General features: G+C 40.7%; 37 protein-coding genes. 14 read left to right on the top strand and 23 right to left on the bottom strand.

Going from position 1 to position 23,939, the window contains the following annotated elements; translation table 11 throughout:
• The first annotated feature begins 60 nt into the window (after positions 1 to 60).
• Positions 61 to 399, top strand: coding sequence for a cupin domain-containing protein (locus ACZ5B7_RS05160; protein WP_464492949.1), 339 nt, complete (start codon positions 61 to 63; stop codon positions 397 to 399).
• A 37-nt stretch (positions 400 to 436) separates the two neighbouring features.
• On the opposite strand, the gene ACZ5B7_RS05155 is transcribed toward ACZ5B7_RS05160, so the two are convergent.
• Both ACZ5B7_RS05155 and ACZ5B7_RS05150 read right to left on the bottom strand, forming a co-directional pair.
• On the bottom strand, positions 437 to 1,189 hold the full coding sequence (locus tag ACZ5B7_RS05155) for an MBL fold metallo-hydrolase (RefSeq protein WP_464492948.1): 753 nt from the start codon (positions 1,187 to 1,189) through the stop codon (positions 437 to 439).
• 22 nt (positions 1,190 to 1,211) lie between these two features.
• Positions 1,212 to 1,991 carry an MBL fold metallo-hydrolase gene (locus tag ACZ5B7_RS05150; RefSeq protein WP_464492947.1) on the bottom strand — a complete coding sequence of 260 codons (780 nt, stop codon included), beginning with the start codon at positions 1,989 to 1,991 and terminating at the stop codon, positions 1,212 to 1,214.
• Positions 1,992 to 2,171: 180 nt separating this feature from the next.
• Here ACZ5B7_RS05150 and ACZ5B7_RS05145 point away from each other — a divergent pair, with 180 nt between their 5' ends.
• Both ACZ5B7_RS05145 and ACZ5B7_RS05140 read left to right on the top strand, forming a co-directional pair.
• The gene (locus tag ACZ5B7_RS05145; protein WP_464492946.1) at positions 2,172 to 2,663 is read left to right on the top strand and encodes a YobA family protein; all 492 of its coding nucleotides are present in this window, start codon (positions 2,172 to 2,174) and stop codon (positions 2,661 to 2,663) included.
• A gap of 64 nt (positions 2,664 to 2,727) precedes the next feature.
• Entirely contained in the window at positions 2,728 to 2,973 is a 246-nt protein-coding gene (locus ACZ5B7_RS05140; protein WP_464492945.1) for a hypothetical protein, read from the top strand.
• 44 nt (positions 2,974 to 3,017) lie between these two features.
• Here the strand turns inward: ACZ5B7_RS05140 and ACZ5B7_RS05135 are convergent, their stop codons facing one another.
• The 3 genes from ACZ5B7_RS05135 to ACZ5B7_RS05125 are packed head-to-tail and all read right to left on the bottom strand — an operon-like array spanning position 3,018 to position 4,623.
• Positions 3,018 to 3,383 (bottom strand): VOC family protein, encoded by a 366-nt coding sequence (locus tag ACZ5B7_RS05135; RefSeq protein WP_464492944.1) that lies wholly within the window; start codon positions 3,381 to 3,383, stop codon positions 3,018 to 3,020.
• Between the two features lie 22 nt (positions 3,384 to 3,405).
• A complete protein-coding gene (locus ACZ5B7_RS05130) occupies positions 3,406 to 4,113 on the bottom strand; it encodes a polysaccharide deacetylase family protein (RefSeq protein WP_464492943.1) in 708 nt (235 codons plus the stop codon).
• Between the two features lie 57 nt (positions 4,114 to 4,170).
• Positions 4,171 to 4,623 (bottom strand): DUF2269 family protein, encoded by a 453-nt coding sequence (locus ACZ5B7_RS05125; RefSeq protein WP_464492942.1) that lies wholly within the window; start codon positions 4,621 to 4,623, stop codon positions 4,171 to 4,173.
• A 185-nt stretch (positions 4,624 to 4,808) separates the two neighbouring features.
• On the opposite strand from ACZ5B7_RS05125, the gene ACZ5B7_RS05120 reads away from it, so the two are divergent.
• On the top strand, positions 4,809 to 5,012 hold the full coding sequence (locus ACZ5B7_RS05120; RefSeq protein WP_464492941.1) for a hypothetical protein: 204 nt from the start codon (positions 4,809 to 4,811) through the stop codon (positions 5,010 to 5,012).
• A 79-nt stretch (positions 5,013 to 5,091) separates the two neighbouring features.
• On the opposite strand, the gene ACZ5B7_RS05115 is transcribed toward ACZ5B7_RS05120, so the two are convergent.
• From ACZ5B7_RS05115 to ACZ5B7_RS05095, 5 genes are all read right to left on the bottom strand, one after another.
• Positions 5,092 to 5,631, bottom strand: coding sequence for a GNAT family N-acetyltransferase (locus ACZ5B7_RS05115; RefSeq protein WP_464494435.1), 540 nt, complete (start codon positions 5,629 to 5,631; stop codon positions 5,092 to 5,094).
• A 17-nt stretch (positions 5,632 to 5,648) separates the two neighbouring features.
• The gene (locus ACZ5B7_RS05110) at positions 5,649 to 6,152 is read right to left on the bottom strand and encodes an N-acetyltransferase family protein (protein ID WP_464492940.1); all 504 of its coding nucleotides are present in this window, start codon (positions 6,150 to 6,152) and stop codon (positions 5,649 to 5,651) included.
• A 264-nt stretch (positions 6,153 to 6,416) separates the two neighbouring features.
• The gene (locus tag ACZ5B7_RS05105) at positions 6,417 to 7,031 is read right to left on the bottom strand and encodes an HD domain-containing protein (protein ID WP_464492939.1); all 615 of its coding nucleotides are present in this window, start codon (positions 7,029 to 7,031) and stop codon (positions 6,417 to 6,419) included.
• 1 nt (position 7,032) lies between these two features.
• Positions 7,033 to 8,274 carry an MFS transporter gene (locus ACZ5B7_RS05100; RefSeq protein ID WP_464492938.1) on the bottom strand — a complete coding sequence of 414 codons (1,242 nt, stop codon included), beginning with the start codon at positions 8,272 to 8,274 and terminating at the stop codon, positions 7,033 to 7,035.
• Between the two features lie 250 nt (positions 8,275 to 8,524).
• The gene (locus ACZ5B7_RS05095) at positions 8,525 to 8,989 is read right to left on the bottom strand and encodes a GNAT family N-acetyltransferase (protein ID WP_464492937.1); all 465 of its coding nucleotides are present in this window, start codon (positions 8,987 to 8,989) and stop codon (positions 8,525 to 8,527) included.
• 103 nt (positions 8,990 to 9,092) lie between these two features.
• Here ACZ5B7_RS05095 and ACZ5B7_RS05090 point away from each other — a divergent pair, with 103 nt between their 5' ends.
• From ACZ5B7_RS05090 to ACZ5B7_RS05080, 3 genes are read left to right on the top strand one after another with little or no spacing between them, the layout of a single operon-like run.
• Complete coding sequence (locus tag ACZ5B7_RS05090) at positions 9,093 to 9,452, top strand: hypothetical protein (protein ID WP_464492936.1); 360 nt, start codon at positions 9,093 to 9,095, stop codon at positions 9,450 to 9,452.
• Positions 9,439 to 9,615, top strand: coding sequence for an amino acid transporter (locus ACZ5B7_RS05085; RefSeq protein ID WP_464492935.1), 177 nt, complete (start codon positions 9,439 to 9,441; stop codon positions 9,613 to 9,615). Before ACZ5B7_RS05090 ends, ACZ5B7_RS05085 begins: the two co-directional genes overlap by 14 nt.
• A gap of 23 nt (positions 9,616 to 9,638) precedes the next feature.
• Complete coding sequence (locus ACZ5B7_RS05080; RefSeq protein WP_464492934.1) at positions 9,639 to 9,878, top strand: hypothetical protein; 240 nt, start codon at positions 9,639 to 9,641, stop codon at positions 9,876 to 9,878.
• A gap of 467 nt (positions 9,879 to 10,345) precedes the next feature.
• Here ACZ5B7_RS05080 and ACZ5B7_RS05075 read toward each other — a convergent pair whose 3' ends face one another.
• Positions 10,346 to 10,753 carry a hypothetical protein gene (locus tag ACZ5B7_RS05075; RefSeq protein ID WP_464492933.1) on the bottom strand — a complete coding sequence of 136 codons (408 nt, stop codon included), beginning with the start codon at positions 10,751 to 10,753 and terminating at the stop codon, positions 10,346 to 10,348.
• 207 nt (positions 10,754 to 10,960) lie between these two features.
• Here ACZ5B7_RS05075 and ACZ5B7_RS05070 point away from each other — a divergent pair, with 207 nt between their 5' ends.
• Together ACZ5B7_RS05070 and ACZ5B7_RS05065 are read left to right on the top strand one after the other, a co-directional pair.
• Complete coding sequence (locus ACZ5B7_RS05070) at positions 10,961 to 11,194, top strand: hypothetical protein (RefSeq protein ID WP_464492932.1); 234 nt, start codon at positions 10,961 to 10,963, stop codon at positions 11,192 to 11,194.
• A gap of 23 nt (positions 11,195 to 11,217) precedes the next feature.
• On the top strand, positions 11,218 to 11,343 hold the full coding sequence (locus tag ACZ5B7_RS05065) for a hypothetical protein (protein WP_261363804.1): 126 nt from the start codon (positions 11,218 to 11,220) through the stop codon (positions 11,341 to 11,343).
• 24 nt (positions 11,344 to 11,367) lie between these two features.
• Here ACZ5B7_RS05065 and ACZ5B7_RS05060 read toward each other — a convergent pair whose 3' ends face one another.
• Positions 11,368 to 11,868: an N-acetyltransferase family protein gene (locus ACZ5B7_RS05060; RefSeq protein WP_464492931.1), complete on the bottom strand. Its 501-nt coding sequence runs from the start codon at positions 11,866 to 11,868 to the stop codon at positions 11,368 to 11,370.
• A gap of 386 nt (positions 11,869 to 12,254) precedes the next feature.
• Between ACZ5B7_RS05060 and ACZ5B7_RS05055 the strand changes: the two genes are divergently transcribed.
• Positions 12,255 to 12,596, top strand: coding sequence for a YqzG/YhdC family protein (locus ACZ5B7_RS05055; RefSeq protein ID WP_464492930.1), 342 nt, complete (start codon positions 12,255 to 12,257; stop codon positions 12,594 to 12,596).
• 7 nt (positions 12,597 to 12,603) lie between these two features.
• Here ACZ5B7_RS05055 and ACZ5B7_RS05050 read toward each other — a convergent pair whose 3' ends face one another.
• The 3 genes from ACZ5B7_RS05050 to ACZ5B7_RS05040 all read right to left on the bottom strand — a co-directional run bounded on the left by ACZ5B7_RS05050 (position 12,604) and on the right by ACZ5B7_RS05040 (position 13,919).
• Complete coding sequence (locus tag ACZ5B7_RS05050; RefSeq protein ID WP_464492929.1) at positions 12,604 to 12,816, bottom strand: helix-hairpin-helix domain-containing protein; 213 nt, start codon at positions 12,814 to 12,816, stop codon at positions 12,604 to 12,606.
• Positions 12,817 to 12,837: 21 nt separating this feature from the next.
• Complete coding sequence (locus tag ACZ5B7_RS05045) at positions 12,838 to 13,545, bottom strand: YjjG family noncanonical pyrimidine nucleotidase (RefSeq protein WP_464492928.1); 708 nt, start codon at positions 13,543 to 13,545, stop codon at positions 12,838 to 12,840.
• A gap of 80 nt (positions 13,546 to 13,625) precedes the next feature.
• Entirely contained in the window at positions 13,626 to 13,919 is a 294-nt protein-coding gene (locus tag ACZ5B7_RS05040; RefSeq protein WP_464492927.1) for an antibiotic biosynthesis monooxygenase family protein, read from the bottom strand.
• Between the two features lie 72 nt (positions 13,920 to 13,991).
• Here ACZ5B7_RS05040 and ACZ5B7_RS05035 point away from each other — a divergent pair, with 72 nt between their 5' ends.
• Complete coding sequence (locus tag ACZ5B7_RS05035) at positions 13,992 to 14,459, top strand: hypothetical protein (RefSeq protein WP_464492926.1); 468 nt, start codon at positions 13,992 to 13,994, stop codon at positions 14,457 to 14,459.
• 46 nt (positions 14,460 to 14,505) lie between these two features.
• The gene (locus ACZ5B7_RS05030) at positions 14,506 to 14,901 is read left to right on the top strand and encodes a secondary thiamine-phosphate synthase enzyme YjbQ (RefSeq protein ID WP_464492925.1); all 396 of its coding nucleotides are present in this window, start codon (positions 14,506 to 14,508) and stop codon (positions 14,899 to 14,901) included.
• 205 nt (positions 14,902 to 15,106) lie between these two features.
• On the opposite strand, the gene ACZ5B7_RS05025 is transcribed toward ACZ5B7_RS05030, so the two are convergent.
• Positions 15,107 to 15,802: a hypothetical protein gene (locus ACZ5B7_RS05025; protein ID WP_464492924.1), complete on the bottom strand. Its 696-nt coding sequence runs from the start codon at positions 15,800 to 15,802 to the stop codon at positions 15,107 to 15,109.
• 103 nt (positions 15,803 to 15,905) lie between these two features.
• Between ACZ5B7_RS05025 and ACZ5B7_RS05020 the strand changes: the two genes are divergently transcribed.
• Positions 15,906 to 16,538 carry a LysE family translocator gene (locus tag ACZ5B7_RS05020; RefSeq protein WP_464492923.1) on the top strand — a complete coding sequence of 211 codons (633 nt, stop codon included), beginning with the start codon at positions 15,906 to 15,908 and terminating at the stop codon, positions 16,536 to 16,538.
• Between the two features lie 45 nt (positions 16,539 to 16,583).
• On the opposite strand, the gene solA is transcribed toward ACZ5B7_RS05020, so the two are convergent.
• The 4 genes from solA to ACZ5B7_RS05000 form a co-directional block, all read right to left on the bottom strand.
• Complete coding sequence (solA, locus tag ACZ5B7_RS05015) at positions 16,584 to 17,720, bottom strand: N-methyl-L-tryptophan oxidase (RefSeq protein ID WP_464492922.1); 1,137 nt, start codon at positions 17,718 to 17,720, stop codon at positions 16,584 to 16,586.
• 18 nt (positions 17,721 to 17,738) lie between these two features.
• Complete coding sequence (locus ACZ5B7_RS05010) at positions 17,739 to 18,356, bottom strand: LysE/ArgO family amino acid transporter (RefSeq protein ID WP_464492921.1); 618 nt, start codon at positions 18,354 to 18,356, stop codon at positions 17,739 to 17,741.
• A 641-nt stretch (positions 18,357 to 18,997) separates the two neighbouring features.
• Positions 18,998 to 19,627, bottom strand: coding sequence for an NUDIX hydrolase (locus ACZ5B7_RS05005; RefSeq protein ID WP_464492920.1), 630 nt, complete (start codon positions 19,625 to 19,627; stop codon positions 18,998 to 19,000).
• A gap of 104 nt (positions 19,628 to 19,731) precedes the next feature.
• Positions 19,732 to 20,934 (bottom strand): MFS transporter, encoded by a 1,203-nt coding sequence (locus ACZ5B7_RS05000; protein WP_464492919.1) that lies wholly within the window; start codon positions 20,932 to 20,934, stop codon positions 19,732 to 19,734.
• Positions 20,935 to 21,172: 238 nt separating this feature from the next.
• Between ACZ5B7_RS05000 and ACZ5B7_RS04995 the strand changes: the two genes are divergently transcribed.
• Entirely contained in the window at positions 21,173 to 21,922 is a 750-nt protein-coding gene (locus ACZ5B7_RS04995) for a glucose 1-dehydrogenase (RefSeq protein WP_464492918.1), read from the top strand.
• A 50-nt stretch (positions 21,923 to 21,972) separates the two neighbouring features.
• Here ACZ5B7_RS04995 and ACZ5B7_RS04990 read toward each other — a convergent pair whose 3' ends face one another.
• Genes ACZ5B7_RS04990 through ACZ5B7_RS04980 form a run of 3 tightly spaced genes read right to left on the bottom strand, consistent with a single transcriptional unit; the run spans position 21,973 to position 23,905 of the window.
• Positions 21,973 to 22,359 carry a YkvA family protein gene (locus ACZ5B7_RS04990; RefSeq protein ID WP_423800965.1) on the bottom strand — a complete coding sequence of 129 codons (387 nt, stop codon included), beginning with the start codon at positions 22,357 to 22,359 and terminating at the stop codon, positions 21,973 to 21,975.
• 32 nt (positions 22,360 to 22,391) lie between these two features.
• Positions 22,392 to 23,060, bottom strand: coding sequence for an alpha/beta family hydrolase (locus ACZ5B7_RS04985; protein ID WP_464492917.1), 669 nt, complete (start codon positions 23,058 to 23,060; stop codon positions 22,392 to 22,394).
• A 32-nt stretch (positions 23,061 to 23,092) separates the two neighbouring features.
• Positions 23,093 to 23,905: a GNAT family N-acetyltransferase gene (locus tag ACZ5B7_RS04980; protein ID WP_464492916.1), complete on the bottom strand. Its 813-nt coding sequence runs from the start codon at positions 23,903 to 23,905 to the stop codon at positions 23,093 to 23,095.
• Positions 23,906 to 23,939 lie beyond the last annotated feature (34 nt).

Below are 23,939 nucleotides of genomic sequence, written 5' to 3'. Positions count from 1 at the left end.
ATCTGTCTAGCGAAAGGTAGTATAATGTATGTACAAGTAATGAAGAATTGAGGTAAAAAAATGAAAAGAAGCAAGTCTAACGCGGAACACTACATATGGGGACAACAATGTGACGGCTGGCATTTGGTGAAGGATGCAAATTTGAGTATCATCCATGAACGCATGCCTCCCCACACTGCCGAGGAAAGACATTACCATGTCCAGGCTCGGCAATTCTTTTTCATTTTGTCCGGAACAGCCACCCTTGAGGTTGATGGAAAACGGGTGATTCTCAAACAAATGGAAGGCTATGAGGTGCCGCCAATGGTTCCTCATCAAATTTTCAACGAGACAGACAATGACATTGAATTTCTAGTCACTTCGCAGCCCAATAGCCGAGAAGACAGAATTTCATTGTAAAAAAAGTCACGAGTTGATTTACTCGTGACTTCATCCTTTAAAATTCAAAAATTTCTCCGTTAGACGGGACCGTGACATTACGCAAGCCATTTTTTGCAATATATCCCCTCAACTCTTCCCTGCTCAACAGGCAATGATTCCATGACTCCATGTGAACCACAATAATTTTAGAGGATGGGGCCTCTTCACTTACTCTTTCAATATCCTTAATTCCCATAGTAATCGGATCACCTGTTAAAAACTGCGCCTCCCCGCCATTTAAAATGATGATTTCAGGCGAGGGTTCCGTCAAGGCCTCCTTAACTTCATCGCACCAAATGGTGTCTCCGGCAATATACAGAGAAGGTTCTCCCGCAGAATCCATAATAAACCCGGACACAGCTCCCATCTGCTTGCCTAATTCACCAGTTCCGTGCTGCCCTCCCGTTCTGGTAAGGCGGATCCCATTCCAGTTCTCTTCTTCCTTAATTTTTGTAACGTTGGAAAAACCATGCCCACGAAGCTTTTCTTCATCTTCGGGCTGGCAAAAAATCTTTAAATCCTTCGGTATGGTTTTGATTGCGGCATCATCAAAGTGGTCGCGATGGGAGTGGGTTAAAATGACCGCGTCAATGTCATGGAGGATGGTTTCAATAGGAAGCGGCAATTCCACTAAGGGATTCCTGAACTTATTGGCCGCATTCCCTACCGGATCCATCTCTCCTTTAGAGCTGAACATCGGGTCCACTAAGAAATGATATTGATTCATGCTGATTTTAAGAGTTGCATGTCTGATTAATTGAATTTCCATAGATATCACTCCTGTTTTATTTTTATTGTTTTATCGTGTCGCCAAGAAGTTCATTTGGACGTAAAATTTTTATATTAACATCTAGTTCATTGCCTCGTTGTATTAACCTTTCCTCCACATTTTCTGCTTCGATATAAAATGGAGGATTGTTAAAGGTTCCATAATGAATCGGAACCAGATATTCAGCATTTAATATTTTCGCTGCTTCAACTGCCTCCTCAGGCGTCAAACAGGCTGGCAAACTGCTTTGTGCTTTCAAACCGGCAACATGGAGGATGGGGCCGTTTACTGGAAGACATGCAGCATGGATTGGCCCATACTGCTGCTCCATCCGCCACCAAAAACCATGCCACTGGGTATCTCCGCAGTGGACAATCGTATGGACACCATCATTTACAACCCATGAAACTTGTGGGGAACCAAAACCATCCATTGAATAGGAGGCAGAAACCTTTACATGGTTTACTCTGTAATCCTCATTTGGGCTGACTCCGATTACATTTTTAAATCCACATTTAGCGGCATAGCTCACAGATTCCTTTGGAAGATAAAGAGGAACATCCTCACCGAAGCTAGCCAAGACCGATTGATAATCAAAATGATCCGGATGGAAATGGGTAACCAAAATTGCATCGGGCCTCTTGATAGTCCCAAGCGAAACTAAAGGCTCTAAAGGTTCTCCTAATTTAGCGGCGAGCGGCCAATCCTGCCCTTTAATTGGTGCCCCCAGTGGATCAATAAGGATTGAAGTTTCATTTGATTCCATTACTACAGTTGCCCACGACAGTTTTTTTAATTCCATAAAAGTAACCCCCTAAACCTTTGTTATCTCTATGTTACACCGTTCCATTGTCTGGAAGAAAATACAAATCTGTTATAGGGTTATAACTTTTGATTATCACGAATGTACGGATAAATTTCCTTTTTTAACGGAAACAAAAGCCTTGTCCCATTAGTCTAATATTAAAAGGGGGGAATTTTTTTGAAATTTTTGCTTATGATTCTATTGTTTGCATGGTTTGGGTTAGTCGGATGCAGTTCAGATAAAGAACCCGGTATTGAAGGATATATCGTGAAAAAGGAAGCTGGCAGGATACTGGTTGTTGCCCAAGAGGCAAAGGATTTTAGTTCGACTGGCGGTCTAAAGGAATTTTATAATGCGATTTGGTTTACAAATGCCCCGAGAAAAGTTGAAGCCGGGCAGAAGGTCCAGGTTTGGTTTGATGTGGTGCTTGAGTCTTATCCAGGTCAGGCTAAAGCGAAAAAGGTACTAATTATGCAAGACAATAAGCCCGATAAAGCAAAGTTAAGTGAATTTGAAGTAATTCGGAAGGCGTTGACTTCTCCGGAGATCCATGCTTACGAAGTTCCGGCAATAAAGTCTGTACAGTTCAATCCTGATTATAATACATGGCAGGTTACTGTTAGACAAGGCGAAGATGATTCTATTATTAGTGTGCTTGATACTCCTTGAGATAGAATCTTTTTTGTCTGCTTGGAACAAAATGATAGGTAAGGTTTGCTTAGGAGGCATCAGTTTGAAAAAAGCCATTTTATTATTAATTGCTATTATCATGATTTGGTTTTTCCTGTTCGGAATACGGCTGATTGGTTATTTTTCGTCTATTAATGAAAAAGGTCTGCGCGCCACAGAATGCGGAACAAATGGATGCAGTGACACTATCTTGGTATTAAGCACAATCTGGACATTTTCTTTCTTCATAGTCATTCCCCTTATCCTTCCAATTGCTATTGTCGTTTATTGGAGGATGAAAAAACAATAAAAAATGCTTTACCCGCTTATGTAGGTAAAGCATTTTTCAAATTCTTATTTCTGATAGTTCAGCAGCCAGCCAATTCCAAATCGGTCAACCAGATTGGCATGCAGCGCACCCCAGAACGTTTCTTGTAAAGCAAAGGTAACTCTTCCTTCGCTGCTAAGCGAATCATAGACTCTGGTAATTTCCTCTTCACTCTCACACTCCAACGTGATTCTCACGTTATCCCCTGCATGGACTTTGCTAAAGGTGTCAGAAAAGTGGATGATGCTATCACCTAAATGAAGCTCAGCATGAAGACACTTGCCATCTTCTGTTTGCTGAATGTTTTTAATGTCCCCTCCCAACAAGCCTTGATAATACTCCATTACTGTCAGACAATTATCGATAAAAACATATGGATTTGCACTTTTCATAATAAATTCCTCCTCATAAAAATTACTTGCTTGCGGACTCTTTTAGTTCATTTACAGTGACAAATTTATAGCCTTTGTCGGTTAACGATTGCAAAATCCCCTCCACCGCTTTCAGTTCTTCAGCGGACCCACTGTACCAAGGGTGCAGCAGGATGATGGACCCAGGTTCTATGTTTTTCCTTACATACTCCACTTTGTCTGAAGCAGTGGTGTAGTAGCTGTCCGGCTCCAGGTTCCAGGTAATCGTGTCTCTATTATGTTTGCTTAAATAATAGGGTAATCCGACAAGCTTCTTTCCGTTCGGCGGCCGCACATCAATTTCACCTTTATACCCTGCTTCACGTATTAACTGATCTGTTTTTTCAATTTCATCTCGAATAAAAGCAGGTGATTTAAAAATCATTCGTTCATGGGAATAAGTATGGTTGCCAAGCTGGTGGCCAGCATCGGCCAGCTCTTTCGCTACCCCGGGATGTTTCTGGATATCGCTGCCGATTAGAAAAAAGGTTGCTTTTGCATCGTATTTCTTCAATAACGGCAGAAGCCCCGGTATGTTTTTCGAAGGGCCATCGTCAAACGTCAACGCTACAAGCTTCTGATTTGTATCTACCTTATAGGTGAGGTCCCCAAATACCTGGAAGGTTCGTGAATTCATTAATTTATAGGTGCCTAGCAATAGTAGAAAAACAAGTAGAATTCCAGCGCCTGTAAAGGCTAGTTTCTTTTTCATAAAACACTCCTACATAACAAAGTGCAAAACCGCGGGGGCTTTGCACTTTTATTTTACCTAAAAAGGTTTAAGTATCATAAGGGTAATGATTATGATAAAAATAAAATTTTCCAAGTTTTCATAAAAGAAAAGCTCTTTAGATAACCGCCAATACTCTTCTGGTATGTCATCTCCTTTATGGGACTCCAGCATCGCCTTAATGGGTTTGGACCTAGGCGATAAGACGATTGGGCCGATTGCGAGTGCCGCCAAAAAGAGTATGAGACTTATGAGATACCATCCTTGACGGAACAGTGCTGTATTGAATAAGCCAAGACCTAAGCCTGTGACCAGTAATAGCGTACCGCCAATCATGACATATATATGTAACTTATTACGGATTGCATAGGAATGGCGCAGTTCGGTCATTGTTTTTCCTGATTTAACAACCGTTGTTAAAATAAATCCTGGACCCATCCCGATAATGGCAGAAAAAATGTGTATGAAAACTAGAGCTTTGTAGAAAGTCATCGTCAGCTACCTCCATTCTCTACAGGACAATTTTATCATAAACAAGATTATTAATATAAGGAGGTTTGTTACATATTTTTGTAGATTCAAACCGATACAGTTTTAAAAAAAGGATTGTTTGTCCAAGCCTTTTTTCTGTACAAGCATATTTTAATAAATAATGCTGGAAAGGGGGGTTTTTTTGAGTGTATAGTGGATGGAGAGATGGCGAAAAAATAGAGATTGAAGTAGAGGGCTTAACGAGGCATCACCGTGACAAACGAGGAAGAATCGTTATTGATGCCGACCAAGTCGTCATTCGTGCTAATAAAGTAATTGTTGTTAAAGAAGAAGAGAAAGATAAGCATCATGATTTTTTTGATGATTTTAAGAAATTTTTTTGGATCTAGTGACTGCGGGTATTTGAAAAGACAAGCCCTTGAGCAAAAACCGGAATAGCCCTTTGTGAAGGCTAACCGGTTTTTTGGTCTAATCATTTGGGTTAATAATCGCCAGCACCTGGTGGTCTTCCCATTTTCCATTGATTTTGACATTCTTGATGGCGATTCCTTCCTTATGGAAGCCTGCCTTTTCCAGCACCCGGATCGAGCCGATATTATGCGGCATGACTCCTGCTTCTATGCGATGCAATTTTAATTCATTAAACCCATACTGCACTAGGAACTTTGCAGCCTCAGTAGTGTAGCCTTTCCCGTTGTGCTTTTGGTCCAAAAAGTAACCAATGAAGGCGCTTTGGAGAGAACCGCGGAGAACTTGGAAGAGATTGATTGTGCCGATTAAAGCGTCATCCTTTGTAAAAATTCCGAAGGTATACGCCTGATCAGCTTGCCAATCCTTTGCAAACTCTTTGATTCTGTTTTGCTGGACCTCTAATGTGTAAAAATCGTTGGAGCGCTCATAGGAGAACTTTTCGAAAAAACGTCGGTTCTCTATTTGCAATTTGAGCAGGGATGCTGCATCGTCTTCGGTAAAGGGTCTTATGTAGATGTTATTGCTTTTGAGCACTATGTCCCCTCCCATTTTAGTTATAGATGTAAAACCATATACTCCTCATCGAAATATTCACCATTCACTATTAATGCCTTTTCTTCATAACCAAAAACTTTAAAACCATGCTTGGTATAAAGCTTCTTCGCTTTTTCATTACTTGCTGTTACAGTTAAATTTATTTTTTCGATCGTTTGGATTGATTTTGCTTTTTCAACGGCGGCTGAAAGTAAAGCACTGCCTACACCGGATACACGTTTATGAGGTGTCACGTACATCGCAAAAATGTTGGCCTTGTGACGGATTTTGCTTGGTTTCTCATGCATTAGGGTGACGACCCCAATGAGTTCTTGGTTATTGAATGCCCCGAATGTATAGGTTCCTTCTTCTGATAGATTCCGTGCTGTCTGTTCCACTGGTTTTTCTCTTTTTATGGCATCTTCATAGCTTGTTAAAAAGGCCTCCGGATTTTGCTGCAAGGCTTCTAATCTTAGCTGCCAATAGCTGGCGGCATCGTTTGAGTTTAATAGTCTTATTTCCATACTTATCTCCCTTGTAAAATTTTAGGGTTATACTGGGGTGGTTTGTCTGTTGAATGGATTATATGTGCTCCCCGTTTTTTGATGAAGGACATAATCAGGTGGGTATCGGTTCAAAATGTCCTTCATTGGCTTGATGAAGACCAAATTCATGGGAGCCTTAGTTCAAAATGTCCTTCATTGGCTTGATGAAGACCAAATCCATGCGGCCCCTCGTTCAAAATGTCCTTCATTCCCTACTAAAGTAAAGCTAGACAACAAAAAATCCTAACGCTTAAACAACCTGATTACCTCTTTCTCTAGTTCGCCTACTAAACTAAACGACCCCTGGTACCTGAGGCTCTCCACTAACCTTGTATAATACCACTCCTGCTTCTCCTTGCCACGGTTAAACCTTTGCCACACCGCTTCGCCATCCTGCTCATAATCTTTAATAATTGACCGGATATTGTGAAGTTTATCGGCACAGGCAACCGCACGGATATCGCTGGAGGCGGTTTTCAAAAATTCGATCGTGTGTTCCTTCCGCTCTTCCCAAGAAAGCGACTTATCAGGCTCGGAACAGCCCGCCACGATTTCAGCTATCTCTTCACCAAAGTCATGTTTGATGTCTGCTAATTTGTAATCGGTATCTTCATCAGTATCATGTAGAATTCCCGCTGCTACGACTTCATCGCGATAACCCGCTTTCATCAAAAGCATGCCAACAGCTACAGGGTGTGCTATATACGGGATGTCTGTTCCTTTCCGATACTGGCGTTGATGCGCTTTACTGGCAATTTGAAGTGCTTTATCAATCACGTCCATGTTAAACCCCTCCCTAATTCTCGATATGAATATTTTACCATAAGAAAAGGAGCCTTTATAAAGCTCCCTCTCCAAATTAAGCCTCTTCACTTTTTTTCAAAACAGTTGCCCCTTTGAAAAGCGGAACTAGGAATAACACCCCGATGATAAATAACAGCGCAGTCGTTTCATACATCGCCACAAGCGAAAACTTTTCCTTGAGCCAGCCGCTTGCCGTCATGGTAATGACCATGGTCCCCATGAACATCGGATTCAGTATTCCGTTTACCCGGCCAATAAAGTCTGCATCAGTATTTTTCAAAATCATTGTATTGATTCCAATATGGATACATGGCATAAATAAGCCGGCGAGAAATTGAACCGATAAAGTCAGCCAGAACACCTCGGATAACCCCAGCATCATAAACACAATCGCATTGATCGCCATCCCCAGTGCCAACAAGATTTGCGGCGGGGTCTTTTTGGCCAATCCTACAGTTAAGCCTCCCCCTAAAATCATCCCTGCTCCAAACGCGGCCATCAGCCACTGCAGCTGCTCTTTTGGCAGGCCGAGCTTTTCTGTCACAAGAAATACTGCCAGCGGCTGCGTCAGTCCCAGCGCCAACCCGGCCGCCGCAAAACATCCGCCAAGCAACGTCAATGGACGGCTGTTCAACACGTAACTGAACCCTGCTTTCATTTCCTGCGTGATGGTTGTTTTTTCAGCCTTTTCCTCTACCTCATAATCGGCTGGAAGTAAAAATAGAATTCCCGCCGACAGCAAAAAGGCAACACCCATAATAGCAATCGCGGCATCAATTCCGTAACGTTGATAAACAAACGTCCCAATCACCGGGCCAAGAATCATAAACAGTGCAAATAGGGTTTGGTAGATTGACATCCCCATTTGAATGAGTTCTTCCCTTACATGCAGTTTGAACAGCTTCATCCCTGATGGCTGTGAAAACTGGGAAAGTATAGAGGATACGAGTGTCGCAAAGAAAATAGCTTTCCAGCTTCCAAAGACAAGTGCCAACAGCACAACAAAGATCGAAATAGCACTAAGGAAATCACACCATATCATCGTCCTTTTTGGCCGCCAGCGGTCGGCAAATGTTCCGCCAATAAAGGAAAATAGAAAGATTGGAGCAAATTCCGCCACCGAAATGAGCGACACGGCTACTGCATTTTCATTTGTTTTTTCTACTACGAATAGTAAAATCGAGTAATTTCGGACCCAAATCCCAATCTGCAGGAAAAAAGTTGAAAGCAGGATTGTTTGAATCACCCGATTTCGAAACAATGCTCCAATGGTCATGTCTGAATTTGTTGTTTCCAAAAAAAAACCTCCTTATCCGATCAACTGGATAGGAGGTTTTTCAGGCGCAAAAAGTCATAGTACACCAAGTACCATTGAATCCTTTTTATAAAAAAGCCCATACCAATCCTATCCAGAATTATGTTCGTTATTACGAATTATTTCTAAAAATAGGATTAGTTATTCATTGGCTTAATGTTCACCCTTCCGAATTTGAGTAATTTTCATTTTACTGGATTTATTTTTAAGTTTCAAGCAAAATTATGTTAGTTTATGGTAAATTTTTCTCGAACAACACCATATCCAAAGCCCTAATTCCATTTTCATAAATTGGGTCAGGGTATTTTTTGAAAAAATCCTTTTTAATTTCCGACATTCGAAAGCCGGCTTTTTGATAAAAGGCGAGGTTGGCAATGCTGGAATTGGCGGTGCCGACAATCATTTTGTTGAATCCTCTGGACCGATAAACTTCAAAGGACTCTATTATGGCCATTTTGCCAATTCCCATTCCCTGATACTTTTCTGATATAGCCATGTTCTTAATTTCCACAACGTGGTCCGGATGGAAGGTGAATAACATAACGCCGGCAACGGCCCCTTCATACTTGATGGAGTACATTTCACCTTCAAGTATATATTTGTTAACGATTTCTTCGCTTTCATCTGCTAAAAGAAGCAAATCAAAAAAAGACAATCTTTGATCCCATTCAACGGGCTTTAAAACAACCTTTTTCATAAAAATAACCCCTGCTTATGTTTTCTTTATTTTATCAAAGATTTGGAAAAAGAAGGTTATTCAGGTCTAATTTACGAATATAAAGATATGAGGAGGGATGGCGTTGGAAAAAGCTAGACTCTTGGGAGTGCTCGGTTCTTTAGGAGGTCTTTTATACTGCGGATACTTTTTATTTAATAACCCTTACGTTGGAGGTCCTCCGCCTGAGGATGTTCTTGCATCCTTTTCACTTTCGTATTTTCTTCCGATGATTATAGGTCTTTACGCAAGCCGCTCTTTTAAACCTATCTTATTATTGATTTGTGCAATCTGGTCCTTCCCGTTAACTTTATATTTGGCGGCAACACCTGGAGTGTTTAAATGGCTAGTTATTTCCTCGGCTTTATTAATGGCAGCTGCTATTATCATGTTTAGGAAAAGAAAACATTCTCATAACGAGGTGAGTCTGAATGACGAAAAATAAACCATTTAATGATGTCATTGATCACTATGATAAAATCGAAGGCAATGCCGCAAACGGAAGTTTAAAGAAACTGCCAAAGCCGTTAAGGTATTTTGAATACTTTTTTATTAGTTTTTTTGCTTTAGGGGTATTGTTGTTAATTTTTTTGAATGTGCTGAGGTAGTTTTAGAAAAATGAGGTGATGAAATGCAAAGATGGTTGAAAAATCTTATTTGGTCATCCATTCTCATTCTAGTCCTTCTCGTTGGATCAGTGATTCAGACTCAGTTAAGGGAATACCAAAGTATGTATTTTAGGGTAATGCCCAATTTAATCTTTAGTGTACTGTTTCCTATTTTTGTGGGAAGCTTGCTCCGGCTGCCAAAGCTGGTAATAGAAATTCGCGAAAAGAAACGCTGGGCAGTAGATTGGGGGATAATACTGTAATTGAAACAGAGCTTCGGACGGAGTATTTGGGGAATTATTAGATCTGTTATAACGCCCTGGGTGTTGAATTTTTGACGGTTTCAGGTATTATGAGACCTTCATAACGACTGAGGCACCGACTCTTTCTTCCATTGGGGCGTTATAAGCCTTTTATAACTACCCAGGCACTGTTTTTTTCTATAGATCGGGTGTTATAAGACCCTTCATAACTACCGGGACACTGACTCTTTCTACGGATCAGGTGTTATAAGCCCTTCATAACTACCGGGACACTGACTCTTTCTACGGATCAGGTGTTATAAGCCCTTCATAACTACCGGGACACTGACTCTTTCTACGGATCAGGTGTTATAAGCCCTTCATAACTACCGGGACACTGACTCTTTCTACGGATCGGGTGTTATAAGCCCTTCATAACACCCCGCCCACTTATACTTTAGACGGTTCGGGCGTTATGATCTCTTCAATTACCAATTTCGTCCACCCTGTTGCCAGCAGTTTTTATTAATTCCACTCAATGTTATGTATCGTCCGCGAACTTTCCTCTTTTCAACAACTTCCCACTTCTCAGGGCCACGTTTTATTTTTAAAAGAACATTTCTCCCATTAATTTCTTTGTAAAAAATGTACCCAGTTAAAGAATTCCCCCACTTTTCACTGTACTCTCCACTAGTTATAACTAACCTTCTTTCACCAATGGATGTTCCGCTGAATAACGAAATCAGGGAATCCAAATGGGGATCTTTTTTACCAATCGGCAAGCTCATCTTAATCAGGTCCTCATAATTATAGCTCCACGCATTTTCCTTTTTCATTAGTTTTTTTAAAAAAGGATAACTGGCTTGTATGTCCTTCTGGACATTTTTGTTAAGCAAATCGTAACATTCCGAATTGCCCGCAACCGGAGAACACATTGCCTGAAATACAAATAAAAGGGAAAAGAATTTTTTTATTACAACCCCCTCCTATTGGTATCTTCTCAATCTAGATAGAAAATACTCCAAAAAAAGTATTGAATATAGACGCAGCGCGAATGGAAATCTAAATTTGTAGCCAAGAATGCAAAAAACGGGGTGTTTTTTATGGCAGATAGTTTGGACTCAAAGGATTACGAAACAGGGTCAGCCATTCGGACATTTAATATTATTGAGACGAATGTTGGGGCCGAAGGATATGAGGTTCTTTTAGAGATGGATTTGGACAGTGGATATGATTTGGAAAGCGTAAGAATGAAAATTTCCCATGAGGATATGGTGGCATACGAAACAAGCGATATTCATGAAGCTGTAAAGTATGCTTTAGGATTCTTTGAATAGACTCTTATCGGGAGGCAATTGATTTGAAAAAACAAAATAAAAAACGCCAGCCTGCACAGGGGAATACCCAAAGCCAGGAAGTTAAAACACTAAAAACAAATGATAATATAAAGGATTATAGCCGTGCATGGGAGGACGACCGCCTATAAACGGCGTCTTCCCCTTTCCCCCGTTCACTGCAGCAGTTTTGCCATGTAATATTCATCAACAAATTCACCTGCAATTAGCAAGGAATGTTTCTTTGTTCCTTCAATCTCGAAGCCCATTTTTTTATATAGAGCTACTCCGGCTTCGTTACGTGTAATGACAGTTAATTCCAAGCGATGAATCCCATGTTCAACCGCCCATTCATCAAGCTTTGTAAACAATTTAGTCCCGACTCCTTGCCCTCGATACTCCTTCAAAATCCCAACCACAAGATAAACGGAATGTTTGTTCCTTCTGGCCGTTCCACCTATCGCGAACATATAGCCAACTAAAGCCCCGCCGTCTACTGCCACAAAAATAGTCGAATTCCCGCTCTTTTTCATTGATTCGATTCTTTGCCGGTGCTGCTCAGGTGTAGCTTTTCTTTCGCCTGGTTCCATCAACATATATTCAGATTCGGCCTCAACCTGTTGAATAAGTCTCGTAAGCTTTTCGGCATCTGCAAATTCTATCTCTTTTATGAACATGGCAGTCTCTCCCTTTAAAAAATAACACAGCCTTTTTTAGCCTCTTCAACTTTTATGCGAAACCTTAGTTCCTTTTATAACGTCTAAATGGAAAAATCAGTTAAAAGGCGGTACAGTGAGATGATAAAGAAAAAAGGACCATTTGATTTGAAACAACGATGGATTCAGAATGTTTATCGTGAAATATTAAATAAACAAAAGAAAGAAAAGAATGAAAGTAAGAACGTCTTTCTATTTATTGGCTTTATTATTTTCTGTTGCTTAGTATTAGGGGTTTTCGAACAATTTCTTCGGTAACAACTAACATCCTTTTACTTCCACAGAATTGTTAACATAATTCCCGCTCAATAATCCCATCCTATACGTAAAACAAAGGGGGAATTGAGTTGAGAAAGATTTTAATCAGCTTCCTAACCGCAACTGCCCTTGTTTATTTATGTAGTATTCCTATGGTTCCAAATCATCAAGTAAATGCACAGCAAAAACCTATTCCAGCCTATGCAAAATGGGGCAAGCTCGCGATGGAAAAAACACATAAAAAATATCCGAATGCCCAAATTGTCGATTATCTCCATATTGGGAGAGTAACCGGTGCCACTTCCTCAGTTGAAAAATTCAAGCTTTGGTTAAAAGAGGGGCAAAGAGAATTTGGTGTTTTTATCGATATTCAATTTGATAATAAGACTGAAAAGGTTCTAAAAGTCACTTATAAAGAATCGACTAGGTAATCCAAAATTAATCGGCGAAGGAAAGTCCCTTTGCAGCTAACGCTTCCCGTATTCGTTCCATCGCTTTTGGACCCATGCCATGCAATTTTAATATCTCTGCCTCGCTTAGCTTTGATAACTGGTCCAGCCGGAAAATACCCGCTCCTGCTAGTGCCCTAAGTGCAGGCTTGGCCAATTTCTCCGGCAGGTCGCTTTTTTCAAAGTCCAAATTCTGTTCCATCTCCCCCTCACCCCCAATGGTTTATTTAATCAGCATTTCTTGTTTGTGCTCGACAATTTTTAAAAGGTCCGTCAGCTCGCGAATTTCATAAGTCGGTTTGATACCAATATTGTTATCTTTATAATTTGGATTAAACCAGCAAGTATCAATTCCGTAATTGAGTCCGCCTTGGATATCAGAAGTCAGGGAATCACCCACCATTAAAACTCGTTCTTTGTTTGTAATTTGCAGCTTGGAAAAAGCATAATCAAAGATTCCTGTATGAGGCTTTTGATATCCTGCTTCTTCTGAAATAATAATCTCCTCGAAAGCATGCGCAAGAGAAGACCCCGAGATTCTAGACTTCTGAACCTGACCAAATCCGTTAGTAATGACCGCCAGCCTGCAACCGTTCAAATTGCTGCACACTTCAAATGCTCCGGGAACAAGATGACTTCCCTCTCCCAAATATTCGAGATAAATACGATTAAAGCGGTCTGCATCAATCCCGAGGTTATATTCCATAAACAAGCGTTTAAACCTCTCCACGCCCAATTCGGCCAAAGAAATAAGCCCCTGCTCTAATTCCCCCCATAAAACCTTGCTTATCTCTTTATATCGCGGACGGTAATCTTGAACTCCAGAGGGAAGACCGAATTCTAAAAATGCCTTTTGCAGTGCATTCTGTTCTGTTTTTCCAAAATCGAACAATGTATCATCTATATCAAAAAATATCGTATCGTATCTCATCGCTGCCTCCATTAATCTATTAATCTTGTTTTCTCTATTTTATCATTTTTTACTGTGGGCAGCTTAGAAAGACCTCACGTTTAAAGTTCCACTTTTTTGAAATGCTCAACTGTTGGGAACGGATCATAGAAATGGTGAAGGAGCTTTTTCCATTCTTGATACTCCTGCGACTCTCTAAAGCCTACTGTATGGTCTTTCAATTTTTCCCACCGTACCAACAGCAAGTACCTCCCCTCCACTTCTAGGCAGCGCTGCAGTTCGTGGGAGAGATAGCCTTTCATTGATGAAATAATGGAAGATGCTTTACGGAATGCGCCCTCAAATTCCTGTTCCATTCCTGGTTTAACTTGGAGCATCGCAGCTTCTAAAATCATAATTTTATCTCCTTTTCTTTAAAATAAATAAATTAATTTAGGGAAACCTTAAAACTTAGGAGGTGTCTGACTTTGAAGAAAATTCTTATGTTATTTTTCTTAATAGTACTATATTTCAATTCTCCAGCAGCCGCTGAAGTCCTCGAGACGGGAAAAGAAATAGAAGTGAAAAACGTTGCGGCAAAGAGTTTTATATACAAAACTCTGGATCACTGGATAATCAAAGAGTCCAGCGATTTCTATCATGAAAAATTTAATGCCAAATCGGTCATGATGGATCCGCCGGAAATGAGTGACATCCGCATTTGGATCAAGGAGGTTAAGAGAAAACCGGCTCTCTCCGAATATACTCATATTGTTAGGATTCATCTGCCATTTGACGGAATCACTTTAAACGAAAAAACAGAAATAAAGGCAGTCGATACAATCGTTCTTGCTGTTAATACTGATTTTATTGCTTTTGCAAATAGCAACAATCCTCACTTAATTGCAAAATCCGTTAAACTAATGGATTATTATCATAAGGATAAGAAAAAATAACGGCTCAATCTTTGTTGGGCCATTATTTTTTGAAAGGAAGAGGAGAATGCTAAAAAAATTCACTTTGAAAACCGGGAAACGGGATGAAATGATTGAAGTTACCGAACAGGTACAGGATTTTGTAAATGAGCAAGGGCTACATGATGGAGCGGTGATTGTTTATTGCCCTCATACAACGGCCGGAATCACCATTAATGAGAATGCTGACCCGGACGTAAAACGGGATATGATCCGCCGCTTTGATGAAGTGTATCCATGGGAGCATAAATTGGACCGTCACATGGAAGGCAATACCGCGGCACATATGAAGGCAAGTACAGTTGGTGCATCACAGCATGTTATTGTTTCGGACGGCCGGCTGCTTCTTGGTACATGGCAGGGCATCTACTTTTGTGAATTCGATGGTCCGAGGACGAGGACGTTTTATGTTAAGGCATTTTAGGTTTTTTACTGTTTACAAGCCACAGACCAATTTATAGCCAAAATCCCCTGTTCGACTTCAGGGGTCCTATTGTTTTCGACACAGGCCTTTTTGGCGTTTTCAAGCGAATAAATATTTAAAACGAATATTGCTACAAATAATGAAAAAATAATGAATCCTGGAATAAAAAGTCTCCTTCTTTTTATCGGCATTTTTAGATCCTCCATTAAATATTCATAAGTTTAAAGAATTCCGATTCAGGCTTCATCATTTTCGTGCCTTTTTCTGATTGAAGATAGATTCCCTTGTCGCCTTCATAAAGCACCTTAACTTCTATATCTCCCGCTTTAATAACACTCGTTTTTTCACGGGGCTGTACCTCTCCGTTCCAATCAATAGCATCATTGATTAAACGGACCATTTCTTTTATTTGAGATGGGTCTTGAATTTCGAAACAGTTTTCATCAGAAGTACTTTTATATATACAGATAGCATTGGGAATTTGATCAATCCACGCGGTTGAATGTAAGATTGGATTTTTATCAAAAATAACCTCTGTCTGATTGTTCGTTTTATAATAGCCCCCGCTAACAGACAATTCCCAATCTAGCCCATTTTTAAGCCAAGTTGACCTAAAACCTGGTACTTCCTCATTAGAAGAACTCTGTTCATATTCTACCTTCCAGCCATTCTTCGGGAGTTCCTTTTTGTAAAAATCATAGATCTCCTTCCAGTGGTTTCCTTCCATTACATACTCATGACGGGTTGGTTTCAATCCCTCAAATAGCGGAATATCCTTGTGCTGCTCAGGAATAATCGACATGCCTTCATATGTTTCATCGGTGACCTTTTGATATGTAAACCAGCCTGCAGCGATTAAAATGGCAATTGCGCTAAAAAGGAACCATTTTATTTTTTTCATATATCCCCCTTAAAACTCCCAATGATATCGCGATTAATTATTTCATTTTTCAAAATTTATGGTAAATTAAACTTAACAATTTTTCAAAAAGGAGGCTCATACCGTGGAGAACTTTTATTTGTTTGTAATTATGTGTATTTTGCTTATTATTTTGCCTGGTCCGGATACAGCGATTGCCACCAAAAACACCTTAACAGTAGGACGCGCAGGTGGTTATAAAACGGTTTTAGGCACCTGCTGCGCTCTTCTTATTCATACAACAGCTGCTGTTATTGGACTTTCTGCCATTATTGTAAAATCAGCTTTATTATTTTCCATCTTCAAATACGTCGGTGCAGTTTACCTTGTGTACCTGGGCATCAAAACGTTATGGGCCTTGAAGAACAAAGAAGTAGCGGCTGCAGCCGAAATGACGATTGAGAACAAGTTTGAGAGTAAATCCTGCTTTAAACAAGGCTTCCTTACCAACCTACTCAATCCGAAGGTGGCGGTATTTTTCCTAACGTTCTTACCCCAATTCGTTCATTCCGGAACCAAGACCTTTATTCCCTTCCTCATTATGGGAATTACGTATACTGTATTAACTGCCATTTGGTTTTTGTTCTACATTTATTTGTTGAATCAGATAAGCGCCTTTATGAAAAAACCACGGACCCAGAGAGTTTTTGAAGGACTTACAGGTACAGTGCTGATTGGGTTTGGCATCAAGCTCGCTCTTGAAAAAGCGCATCATTAGACCACTATTTACCCCTTGGATACCTTCTCCAAGGGGCTTTGTCTTCTAGTTAAATCGATTGATGGAAAATAAAGAAATGTCCTGTTCTGTCTTCCCTGAAATAATCAATTCGGCTAAATTCTTTCCAACCGCACTGCTAAATTTAAAGCCGTGTCCCGAAAAACCAGATGCGATAGCGACGTTTGGATAGTTCGGGTGCAAATCGATAATAAAATCTTCATCTGGTGTCAGGGTGTAGATACAAGTTTTACCGTATTTTAATTTTTGGTTCTGCGGCATAAAGGCATTCAGAAATTGCACCAAATCAGTTTCATCCTCCGGAAGTTCACCAAATCCAGGTATCGCGTTGTCCGGATTAATTTTTTCTCCGCCGTCATGCCGACCCACTTTCAAACCTGCTCCATCTATACTTGGAAATCCATAATGAAGGCCCTGAGTGGTTTCAAACGCAAAGGCTGGAAAATGTTTATGATTATATAAATTCTCATCCGCTTCAAACCAGGCAAAAGTTTTTCTAACTGGCTCGAGAGGAAGGTTCAAATCTAACTGTGAAAGAAGCTCGCCTGACCACGCTCCTGCCGAAACGACTAAGGATTTTGCATGAAACATTTGGTTCTCAGTCTTGATTGTTACTCGGTTATCATGAACCTTTATTTCTTTTACCCTGCTATTTGTTAAAATTTCAGCGCCATGCTTTATGGCGAGTTCCCGGTAAGCCTCGATGCATTCTTCACATTTCAGCACACCTGATGTTGGTTCAAAGCAGCTTATGTATTCGTTAGATAATGAAATACCTGGCCAACGGCGGTTTACCTCGCTTGAATTTAAAACATCCAGTGGCAAAGAGTAAGTCTCTGAACTGGAAATAATGTTTTGGATGAAATCTGATTTTTCAGGACCCACATTGAGAACTCCGGTTTGGAGAAACAACCTTTTTCCTGATTCTATCTCTAGGTCATTCCATAATTCCTGCGCTTTAAGGGCAAGTGGGACATATTCTGCTCCCTCCCCATAAGCATATCGTATGATTCTGGTATCGCCGTGATGGCTGCCCTTGTTATGCGGCGGGTTGAAGGAATCTAATAACAGCGTGTTTTTTCCACTCTTTGCTAAAAAATAGCCCGCTGCCATTCCCATTGAACCTGCTCCAATGACAATGACATCATAAATTTTCTGTTCCATAATTTTTCCACCGCCTACCTAAAATTTTTGAAAAAGCTGAATGGCTATGTAAATGGCTACTCCCCAGATAATGAGGGCGGATAGTTTATTTATCATTTTCAGGAATTTCCCTTGAGAGTCGACATTCCCTACTATTCTACCGGCTACAGCAAGCCCGGAGAACCAAATCCATGATACGATGATACAGGCTGCCGTAAATGCCGCTTTTTCTGTACCGGAATAGCTGAGTGAACTCGTTCCAATCACGCCAATTGTGTCAAGGATAGCGTGAGGATTCAATAGTGAAACCGACATCGCAAACATGATTTGTTTTTTTGGCGGCATAGAGGCTTCCTTGCGGGATAGGTCTGATGGATCACTTTTCCAAATGGACCAGCCCATATAAATTAAGAATAATATACCAGTAGAAAATAACACGGTTTGTAAGACCGGCACTGTTAATACAATGACCGAAACCCCTAATACGGCTAATAAAATTAGCAGTGTATCGCAAAGTGATGCTGTAATAATGACTGGAATAGTCCCTCTAAACTTTGGCTGCGATGCCCCTTGATTAAAGACAAATACGTTTTGGGCACCAAGAGGAAGAATTAACCCAAAGGCTAATACAATTCCATGAAGTAGTGCTGCTAGCATTGATGTTCCCCCTCATCTTTTCTATATGAATCTATTAAGTAGTCTGAATTGATAACTTGGTTCTCTAACTCTGAGTCCGCACCTTCTCCAACGGGGATCGGGCAATATTGCGGCTCTATTTTTACCGTTTGCACCCCTTCCAACAGGGTAACGGGCAATATAACAGCTCTTTTTTTACCGTCCACACCCCTTTTAATAGGGCACCGGGCAATATAGCAGCTCTATTTTTACCGTTCACACCCCTTTTAATAGGGCACCGGGCAATATAGCAGCTCTATTTTTACCGTTCGCACCCCTTCCAACAGGGTAACGGGCAATATAACAGCTCTTTTTTTACCGTCCACACCCCTTTTAATAGGGCACCGGGCAATATAGCAGCTCTATTTTTACCATTCGCACCCCTTCCAACAGGGTAACGGGCAATATAAAAGCTCTATTTTTACCATTCGCACCTCTTCTAATAGGGCGGCGGGCAATATAAAAGCTCTATTTTTACCGTTCGTACCTCTTCCAATAGGGCGGCGGGCAATATTGCGGCACTATTTTTACCGTTCCCACCTCTTTCAATAGGGCCCGGGCAATATTGCGGCTTTATTTTTCCAAAGGAGTCCAGTAAGGATACCTCTTTTCTAAAGTTTTACTTATTTAGAATTTAATTTTTGAGCTATCCTTTGAATAACTGTTTCATAATATGAAAGTTGATGCGTGACAAATTGATCCTTTCCTGCCATTTGGTCAATATGAATTTTATTGCCCTCTTCGCCCATTTTAAAACCTTCGATATGGATGGTTTCCTTTCCACCCAGCCAAAAGTCAGCAAAGTCAGCAAACTTAACTTTTATGATTCCAGAAACCTCGTCCTCTTGAAGTTTGAAATCTTCAAACCCGCCCGATATTTTATATAAAAATATGTTTGCAATTTCTTTATCTATGAAATTTCCTTTGGTCACGCAGTAATCGATTACACCCAACGGCTCCAGTTCATCAAAAGAAACATCGATGCCCAGCTCTTCGCTTACCTCCCTGACGCCATCCATAACCGATTCATCTGCCAGCAAATGTCCCGCGGCGGTAATATCAAATAGACCAGGATAGTCCTTTTTTGCTTCACTGCGGAGCTGCAGATAAATATAGTCGGTATCCTCTTCCTTAAGAACAAACCAACAATGAAAAACTTCATGCCAATAACCGGCTTTATGTACTTCTTCCCTGGTTGCAATACCTATTTGATTTCTGTCATCATCAAAAATTTTTAAATGTTCACTTTCCATCAATCTTCTCCTATTAAACGACTTTGTCCATTTATTTTACCATGAAATCCCATTAGTAAGTTTCATCAAAAGAGGAATTGCCCCGATGCAATTCCTCCTATGCTTTAAAAATTTATCTCTTTCTTAATGAATAACTGTTTATTTTTATAAGCCAGCATTCCCACACCTAAAAGCAAGGCAGCCGATATAAGGAAGACACTTTGTACCCCGAAGTAGTCTGAAGCCAATCCCATTATTAATGAGGAGACCCCAAAGACTCCGGTAGAAATGGTGCCAATAGCCGCGTAAACCGTGGCCAATTGTTCTTTTGGGACGCTAGTTTGGAGCACCGTCTGCTGGGGAATATTTTTTAACTGGCCGAAGAGACCAATCAATCCAGATAAAACCAAGGCTATCAGCGGTAAACTTGTTACACCGAAAAGCATGGTTACTATACAAGTTGAAAAGACTCCGAAAACAATGAATCTATTTCGATTGCCATCGACGAATGCGGAAAACCGCACACATATTAGACTCCCTACAACCAGGCCGATGAAATAGGCACTGTTGATGAATCCCCACCATTGCTCTCCCGCATGTAATACCTGTTTAACATAAACTAGCAATATCGCGGCAATCCAAACCGAACCTGCAATCGTTTCTAAAAATTCCATTTTTACGAGGATTTTTAAAACAGGTGTCACCTTAATGGTTTGCCAGCCTATGGTCAACTGTGACCAGGTGTTTCCCTGTTTTTTCGATTGGTGTTCCACTTTTTCCAAAAGGCACAAAAGGATGCTGGAAATGACAAACAGTGCGGCAACCAGCCAGATAAGCTGGATTGGAGTAAATACCATCAACAGCAAACTGCCAAAAAACCACGTTCCTATTTGAATGGATTGGGTAATCGTTTCGGCGAAGCCATTCGCCTTTAACAGCCGCTCCTCCGCTACGTAATACGGAACCAATGCCTGCCTGACCGGGTTGGCGCAGCCGTCAAACAGGGCAATGGAGGCGATGACAATAAAAATCAAATACAGATTTTGTTCCATCATTAACATCGTACCTAATCCGAACATTAAAACCGTCTTAGCCGCTTGTGACCATGTCAATAATTGTTTTAATGGAAACCGTCCTATAAAGATTGGTGTAATGGTTCCTGAAATAAACATCGCAGAAGTGATCGTAAACGGAACGAATGTCGATGCTGCGGCCGACTGGGTAGCATCATAAATAATGCTTATCACAGCCACGATGTACAAGACATCGCCAATATTGGCAAGCGACTGCCCCAGCATCAAGAAAAGGAAGTTACGATTATTTTTCAAAAATTCTCCCCCACTTATAATTTAATCCTCGAAGTGTGGGCGGCCTTAAATTGGAGTATTGGACATGTATTTGCTCCTTTTATAAGGATGCATCTTGATAAGCCTTAGGGGGAAACAGACTTGATCTTATCGCATCCCAATTTTTTATCATTAATTTGTAGTGGTATATTAATATTAATTAAAGAATACCATAGCCACTAGTGTTCGTGGATTTTTAAAAATAAGGATGTGAAAATAAATGGATTTTTCAAATAAAACAGTGATTGTTACAGGAGCAGGCAATGGAATCGGAAAAGGAGTTGCGCTTCTTTATGCCCAAAAAGGCGCTAATGTCGTTCTGGCAGACATAGATGAGAAGGCAGGTTTACAAACAGCAAGCGCGATAACTGAACAAGGCGGCGAAGCCCTTTTTGTAAAAACTGACGTGAGACTGGAATCAGACATTGTCCGATTGATGGAAACAGCCTATCAAACCTACGGCCGGATTGATATTTTAATCAATAACGCCGGTAAAGGATTATTCAAGTCCCCTTTTGATGTATCCGTCGAAGAATGGGACGATATCATCAACACGAACTTAAGAAGTGTGTTTTTGAGTTCGCGGGAAGCAGCGAAATATATGCGTCAGAACGAAGATGGCGGGGCGATTGTGAATTTGGCCTCCACACGAGCCATCATGTCTGAGCCGAATTCAGAAGGCTATGCTGCCACTAAAGGCGGAATCGTTGCCATAACGCATGCACTTGCAGCATCTCTTAGTGAATATAGAATCACAGTCAACGCCATTTCCCCAGGCTGGATTGAAACAGGAGATTATGAAAAGCTTAGCAAGGCTGATCATGAACAGCATTTTTCAAAGCGTGTCGGAAAGCCGGATGACATTGCCCGGGCCTGCCTTTATTTAACTGCCAAAGAAAATGATTTTGTGACCGGGATCAACCTGGTAGTCGACGGTGGAATGACTAGGAAAATGATTTATGAGGAGTAGGAAATGAGGACGGACCATTGAGAGTGGTCCGTCACTTATTTACGTCCTTTTCACTTTACAAGAGTAAAATAAACCATTTGAAAAATCCAAATCAGGATAATCAGCCAGATGGCAAGAATAATGGAGCCTGCAATCCAATTCTTTGGTTTCCCATTGGTCATCATTTCCTGTGCTTTCAATTCGCAATCATGGACCACATCTTTTGGAATCATTTTTAAGGCAAGCTTGATTCCTAATGGAACTAGAATGATGTCGTCAAGGTAGCCAAGGATTGGAATAAAGTCAGGGATGAGGTCGATGGGGCTGAAGGCATACGCCACAACACAGATGGCTAATAATTTTGCGTACCAAGGCACTCTAGGGTCTTTATAGGCCAAATACAGGACGAATATATTTTTTTTCAAACCTTTTGCCCAAGTTTTTAATTGATTAAACATGTTATTTCTCCAGTTTGTGAGTGTCTTGTATACTATTCTTTATGTTTTTTCACAAATTCATTAATCTGTTTCACTGCTACCTTCAAGGCATCGATTGTGGCTAAAACATCCCCTTTTACTTCCAGGCTGTGTTCTGTATTTGGTATTACAACTGTATCTACAAGATGATTAGTTGTAATGGCTGATATCCGTTCCTCATTATAATGATGGTCCTGGTCACCGATTACACAAAGTGAAGGAAGATCGGTGTTTAAAAGAGCCTGATAAACCCCATCCATTTTGATAAGCGGCGTTAACCAGATTCCAAAAGCATTGCGGATGAAATTCCTTTGTTTCCACTCCATCGCCATTGGAATCGTGCCAATTGATTTGCTTAACAGAAAACATTGGTCATAGGAACGTTCCTTCGATACTTCATCAACAACTGCTTTTACATCCTCGTACATCCATTGCTCTTGCTCTGGCTTAGGAAGTTTTTTAAAATGTTCATTATTTGCAAACTGGTAGTTTATGTGAAGAACATCAATGTTTTGGTCCAGACAAATTCCAGTTGAATAATGAAACAGCGGCCGCTGTGTGGTATAACCAAGTCCTGGAAGCATAATACAGATGCTTTTTGCTGGTTGTTTGCTGCGAATCCATGTGTAGGGAATGGTGGAATATTCAGTTCTTAGCACTTGTCCTTCTATAAATTCATACATTGATTGTTTCACCTCGATGGTTGGTTACTTACCTAGAGAAACTTGATTTCCTCAATCAGCCCGCATTTTTGGAATCCGAGATTTTGATATACCTTATTGGAATCTGGATTCTTTACATCTGCATAGAGCATCGGAATTCGATTCTCTGACTCTATGATTTCACAAAGTTCAGCGACAAGCGCACTGGCATAGCCGTTTTTTCGATGTTGGAGTGGGGTAAATACGGCATTGATTCTGGCATGCCTTGGAGAACGGTGGGAAATGTTCGCTTTCGCCACTGGCTGGCCATTGACGATCCAAAGGTACAACCCGCCACCAGCAATCATCGTGGCAGCCCTTGTCTGCTGAGATGACGGTTCAACAGTGGTCCCAAATGCATCCCTCATAAAGCCCGCGAGATAATCTGCAACAACGTCAACATGCTGTTCCGTTGCTTTAAGGATTTCTCCTTTCACACCTTCAGGCTTTATGAGCTTTGGACAATGGTAGGCTTCCATGGTCATATCCGTTTCGTATTGAACGTTATTTATATTTGAAAAAATTTCAGTGAACATCCGTGCCGTTTTGGGGTCTCCAGTAACTCCCTGCAAGGGCACTTCTGCGAGCTGGTTTATAAGTTCATTTATTAGGGATGTTCGTTCCTTCGATGGGATATCGTTCGAAATCCACAGCCAGCCCTTATGTCCGGGCGTTTGGGCAAAAATCATTTTTTCGTCTGGTGTTTTAAGACATAAGGAGTTAGGGTCTTCACTGATTCGATGGATTAGATTGTATTGGACTTCATCCGAAGTAAATGGACTTCCTTCTGTGATTGCGGTGTCATTGTGGATTAATTTTAAAAACATAGTTTTCCACTCCTCATTTAATACCTATTAGGAT

The sequence above is a fragment of the Neobacillus sp. S1115 genome, assembly GCF_055385565.1.
The sequence above is the reverse complement of the archived record's forward strand: the minus strand, read 5'-3'. Positions and strand labels throughout refer to the sequence as shown.

Excerpts from the sequence above, each read along its gene's own strand:
- ACZ5B7_RS05010 (WP_464492921.1), bottom strand. The coding sequence starts at position 18,356 with ATGCTAGCAGCACTACTTCATGGAATTGTATTAGCCTTTGGGTTAATT.
- ACZ5B7_RS04995 (WP_464492918.1), top strand. The coding sequence starts at position 21,173 with ATGGATTTTTCAAATAAAACAGTGATTGTTACAGGAGCAGGCAATGGA.
- ACZ5B7_RS05080 (WP_464492934.1), top strand. The coding sequence starts at position 9,639 with ATGCAAAGATGGTTGAAAAATCTTATTTGGTCATCCATTCTCATTCTA.
- ACZ5B7_RS05085 (WP_464492935.1), top strand. The coding sequence starts at position 9,439 with ATGACGAAAAATAAACCATTTAATGATGTCATTGATCACTATGATAAA.
- ACZ5B7_RS05160 (WP_464492949.1), top strand. The coding sequence starts at position 61 with ATGAAAAGAAGCAAGTCTAACGCGGAACACTACATATGGGGACAACAA.
- ACZ5B7_RS05135 (WP_464492944.1), bottom strand. The coding sequence starts at position 3,383 with ATGAAAAGTGCAAATCCATATGTTTTTATCGATAATTGTCTGACAGTA.
- ACZ5B7_RS05050 (WP_464492929.1), bottom strand. The coding sequence starts at position 12,816 with ATGGAACAGAATTTGGACTTTGAAAAAAGCGACCTGCCGGAGAAATTG.
- ACZ5B7_RS05150 (WP_464492947.1), bottom strand. The coding sequence starts at position 1,991 with ATGGAATTAAAAAAACTGTCGTGGGCAACTGTAGTAATGGAATCAAAT.
- ACZ5B7_RS05060 (WP_464492931.1), bottom strand. The coding sequence starts at position 11,868 with ATGTTCATAAAAGAGATAGAATTTGCAGATGCCGAAAAGCTTACGAGA.
- ACZ5B7_RS05095 (WP_464492937.1), bottom strand. The coding sequence starts at position 8,989 with ATGAAAAAGGTTGTTTTAAAGCCCGTTGAATGGGATCAAAGATTGTCT.
- ACZ5B7_RS05110 (WP_464492940.1), bottom strand. The coding sequence starts at position 6,152 with ATGGAAATAAGACTATTAAACTCAAACGATGCCGCCAGCTATTGGCAG.
- solA (WP_464492922.1), bottom strand. The coding sequence starts at position 17,720 with ATGGAACAGAAAATTTATGATGTCATTGTCATTGGAGCAGGTTCAATG.
- ACZ5B7_RS05040 (WP_464492927.1), bottom strand. The coding sequence starts at position 13,919 with ATGATTTTAGAAGCTGCGATGCTCCAAGTTAAACCAGGAATGGAACAG.
- ACZ5B7_RS05025 (WP_464492924.1), bottom strand. The coding sequence starts at position 15,802 with ATGAAAAAAATAAAATGGTTCCTTTTTAGCGCAATTGCCATTTTAATC.
- ACZ5B7_RS04985 (WP_464492917.1), bottom strand. The coding sequence starts at position 23,060 with ATGTATGAATTTATAGAAGGACAAGTGCTAAGAACTGAATATTCCACC.
- ACZ5B7_RS05155 (WP_464492948.1), bottom strand. The coding sequence starts at position 1,189 with ATGGAAATTCAATTAATCAGACATGCAACTCTTAAAATCAGCATGAAT.
- ACZ5B7_RS04990 (WP_423800965.1), bottom strand. The coding sequence starts at position 22,359 with ATGTTTAATCAATTAAAAACTTGGGCAAAAGGTTTGAAAAAAAATATA.
- ACZ5B7_RS05125 (WP_464492942.1), bottom strand. The coding sequence starts at position 4,623 with ATGACTTTCTACAAAGCTCTAGTTTTCATACACATTTTTTCTGCCATT.
- ACZ5B7_RS05130 (WP_464492943.1), bottom strand. The coding sequence starts at position 4,113 with ATGAAAAAGAAACTAGCCTTTACAGGCGCTGGAATTCTACTTGTTTTT.
- ACZ5B7_RS05030 (WP_464492925.1), top strand. The coding sequence starts at position 14,506 with ATGCTAAAAAAATTCACTTTGAAAACCGGGAAACGGGATGAAATGATT.
- ACZ5B7_RS05005 (WP_464492920.1), bottom strand. The coding sequence starts at position 19,627 with ATGGAAAGTGAACATTTAAAAATTTTTGATGATGACAGAAATCAAATA.
- ACZ5B7_RS04980 (WP_464492916.1), bottom strand. The coding sequence starts at position 23,905 with ATGTTTTTAAAATTAATCCACAATGACACCGCAATCACAGAAGGAAGT.
- ACZ5B7_RS05070 (WP_464492932.1), top strand. The coding sequence starts at position 10,961 with ATGGCAGATAGTTTGGACTCAAAGGATTACGAAACAGGGTCAGCCATT.
- ACZ5B7_RS05045 (WP_464492928.1), bottom strand. The coding sequence starts at position 13,545 with ATGAGATACGATACGATATTTTTTGATATAGATGATACATTGTTCGAT.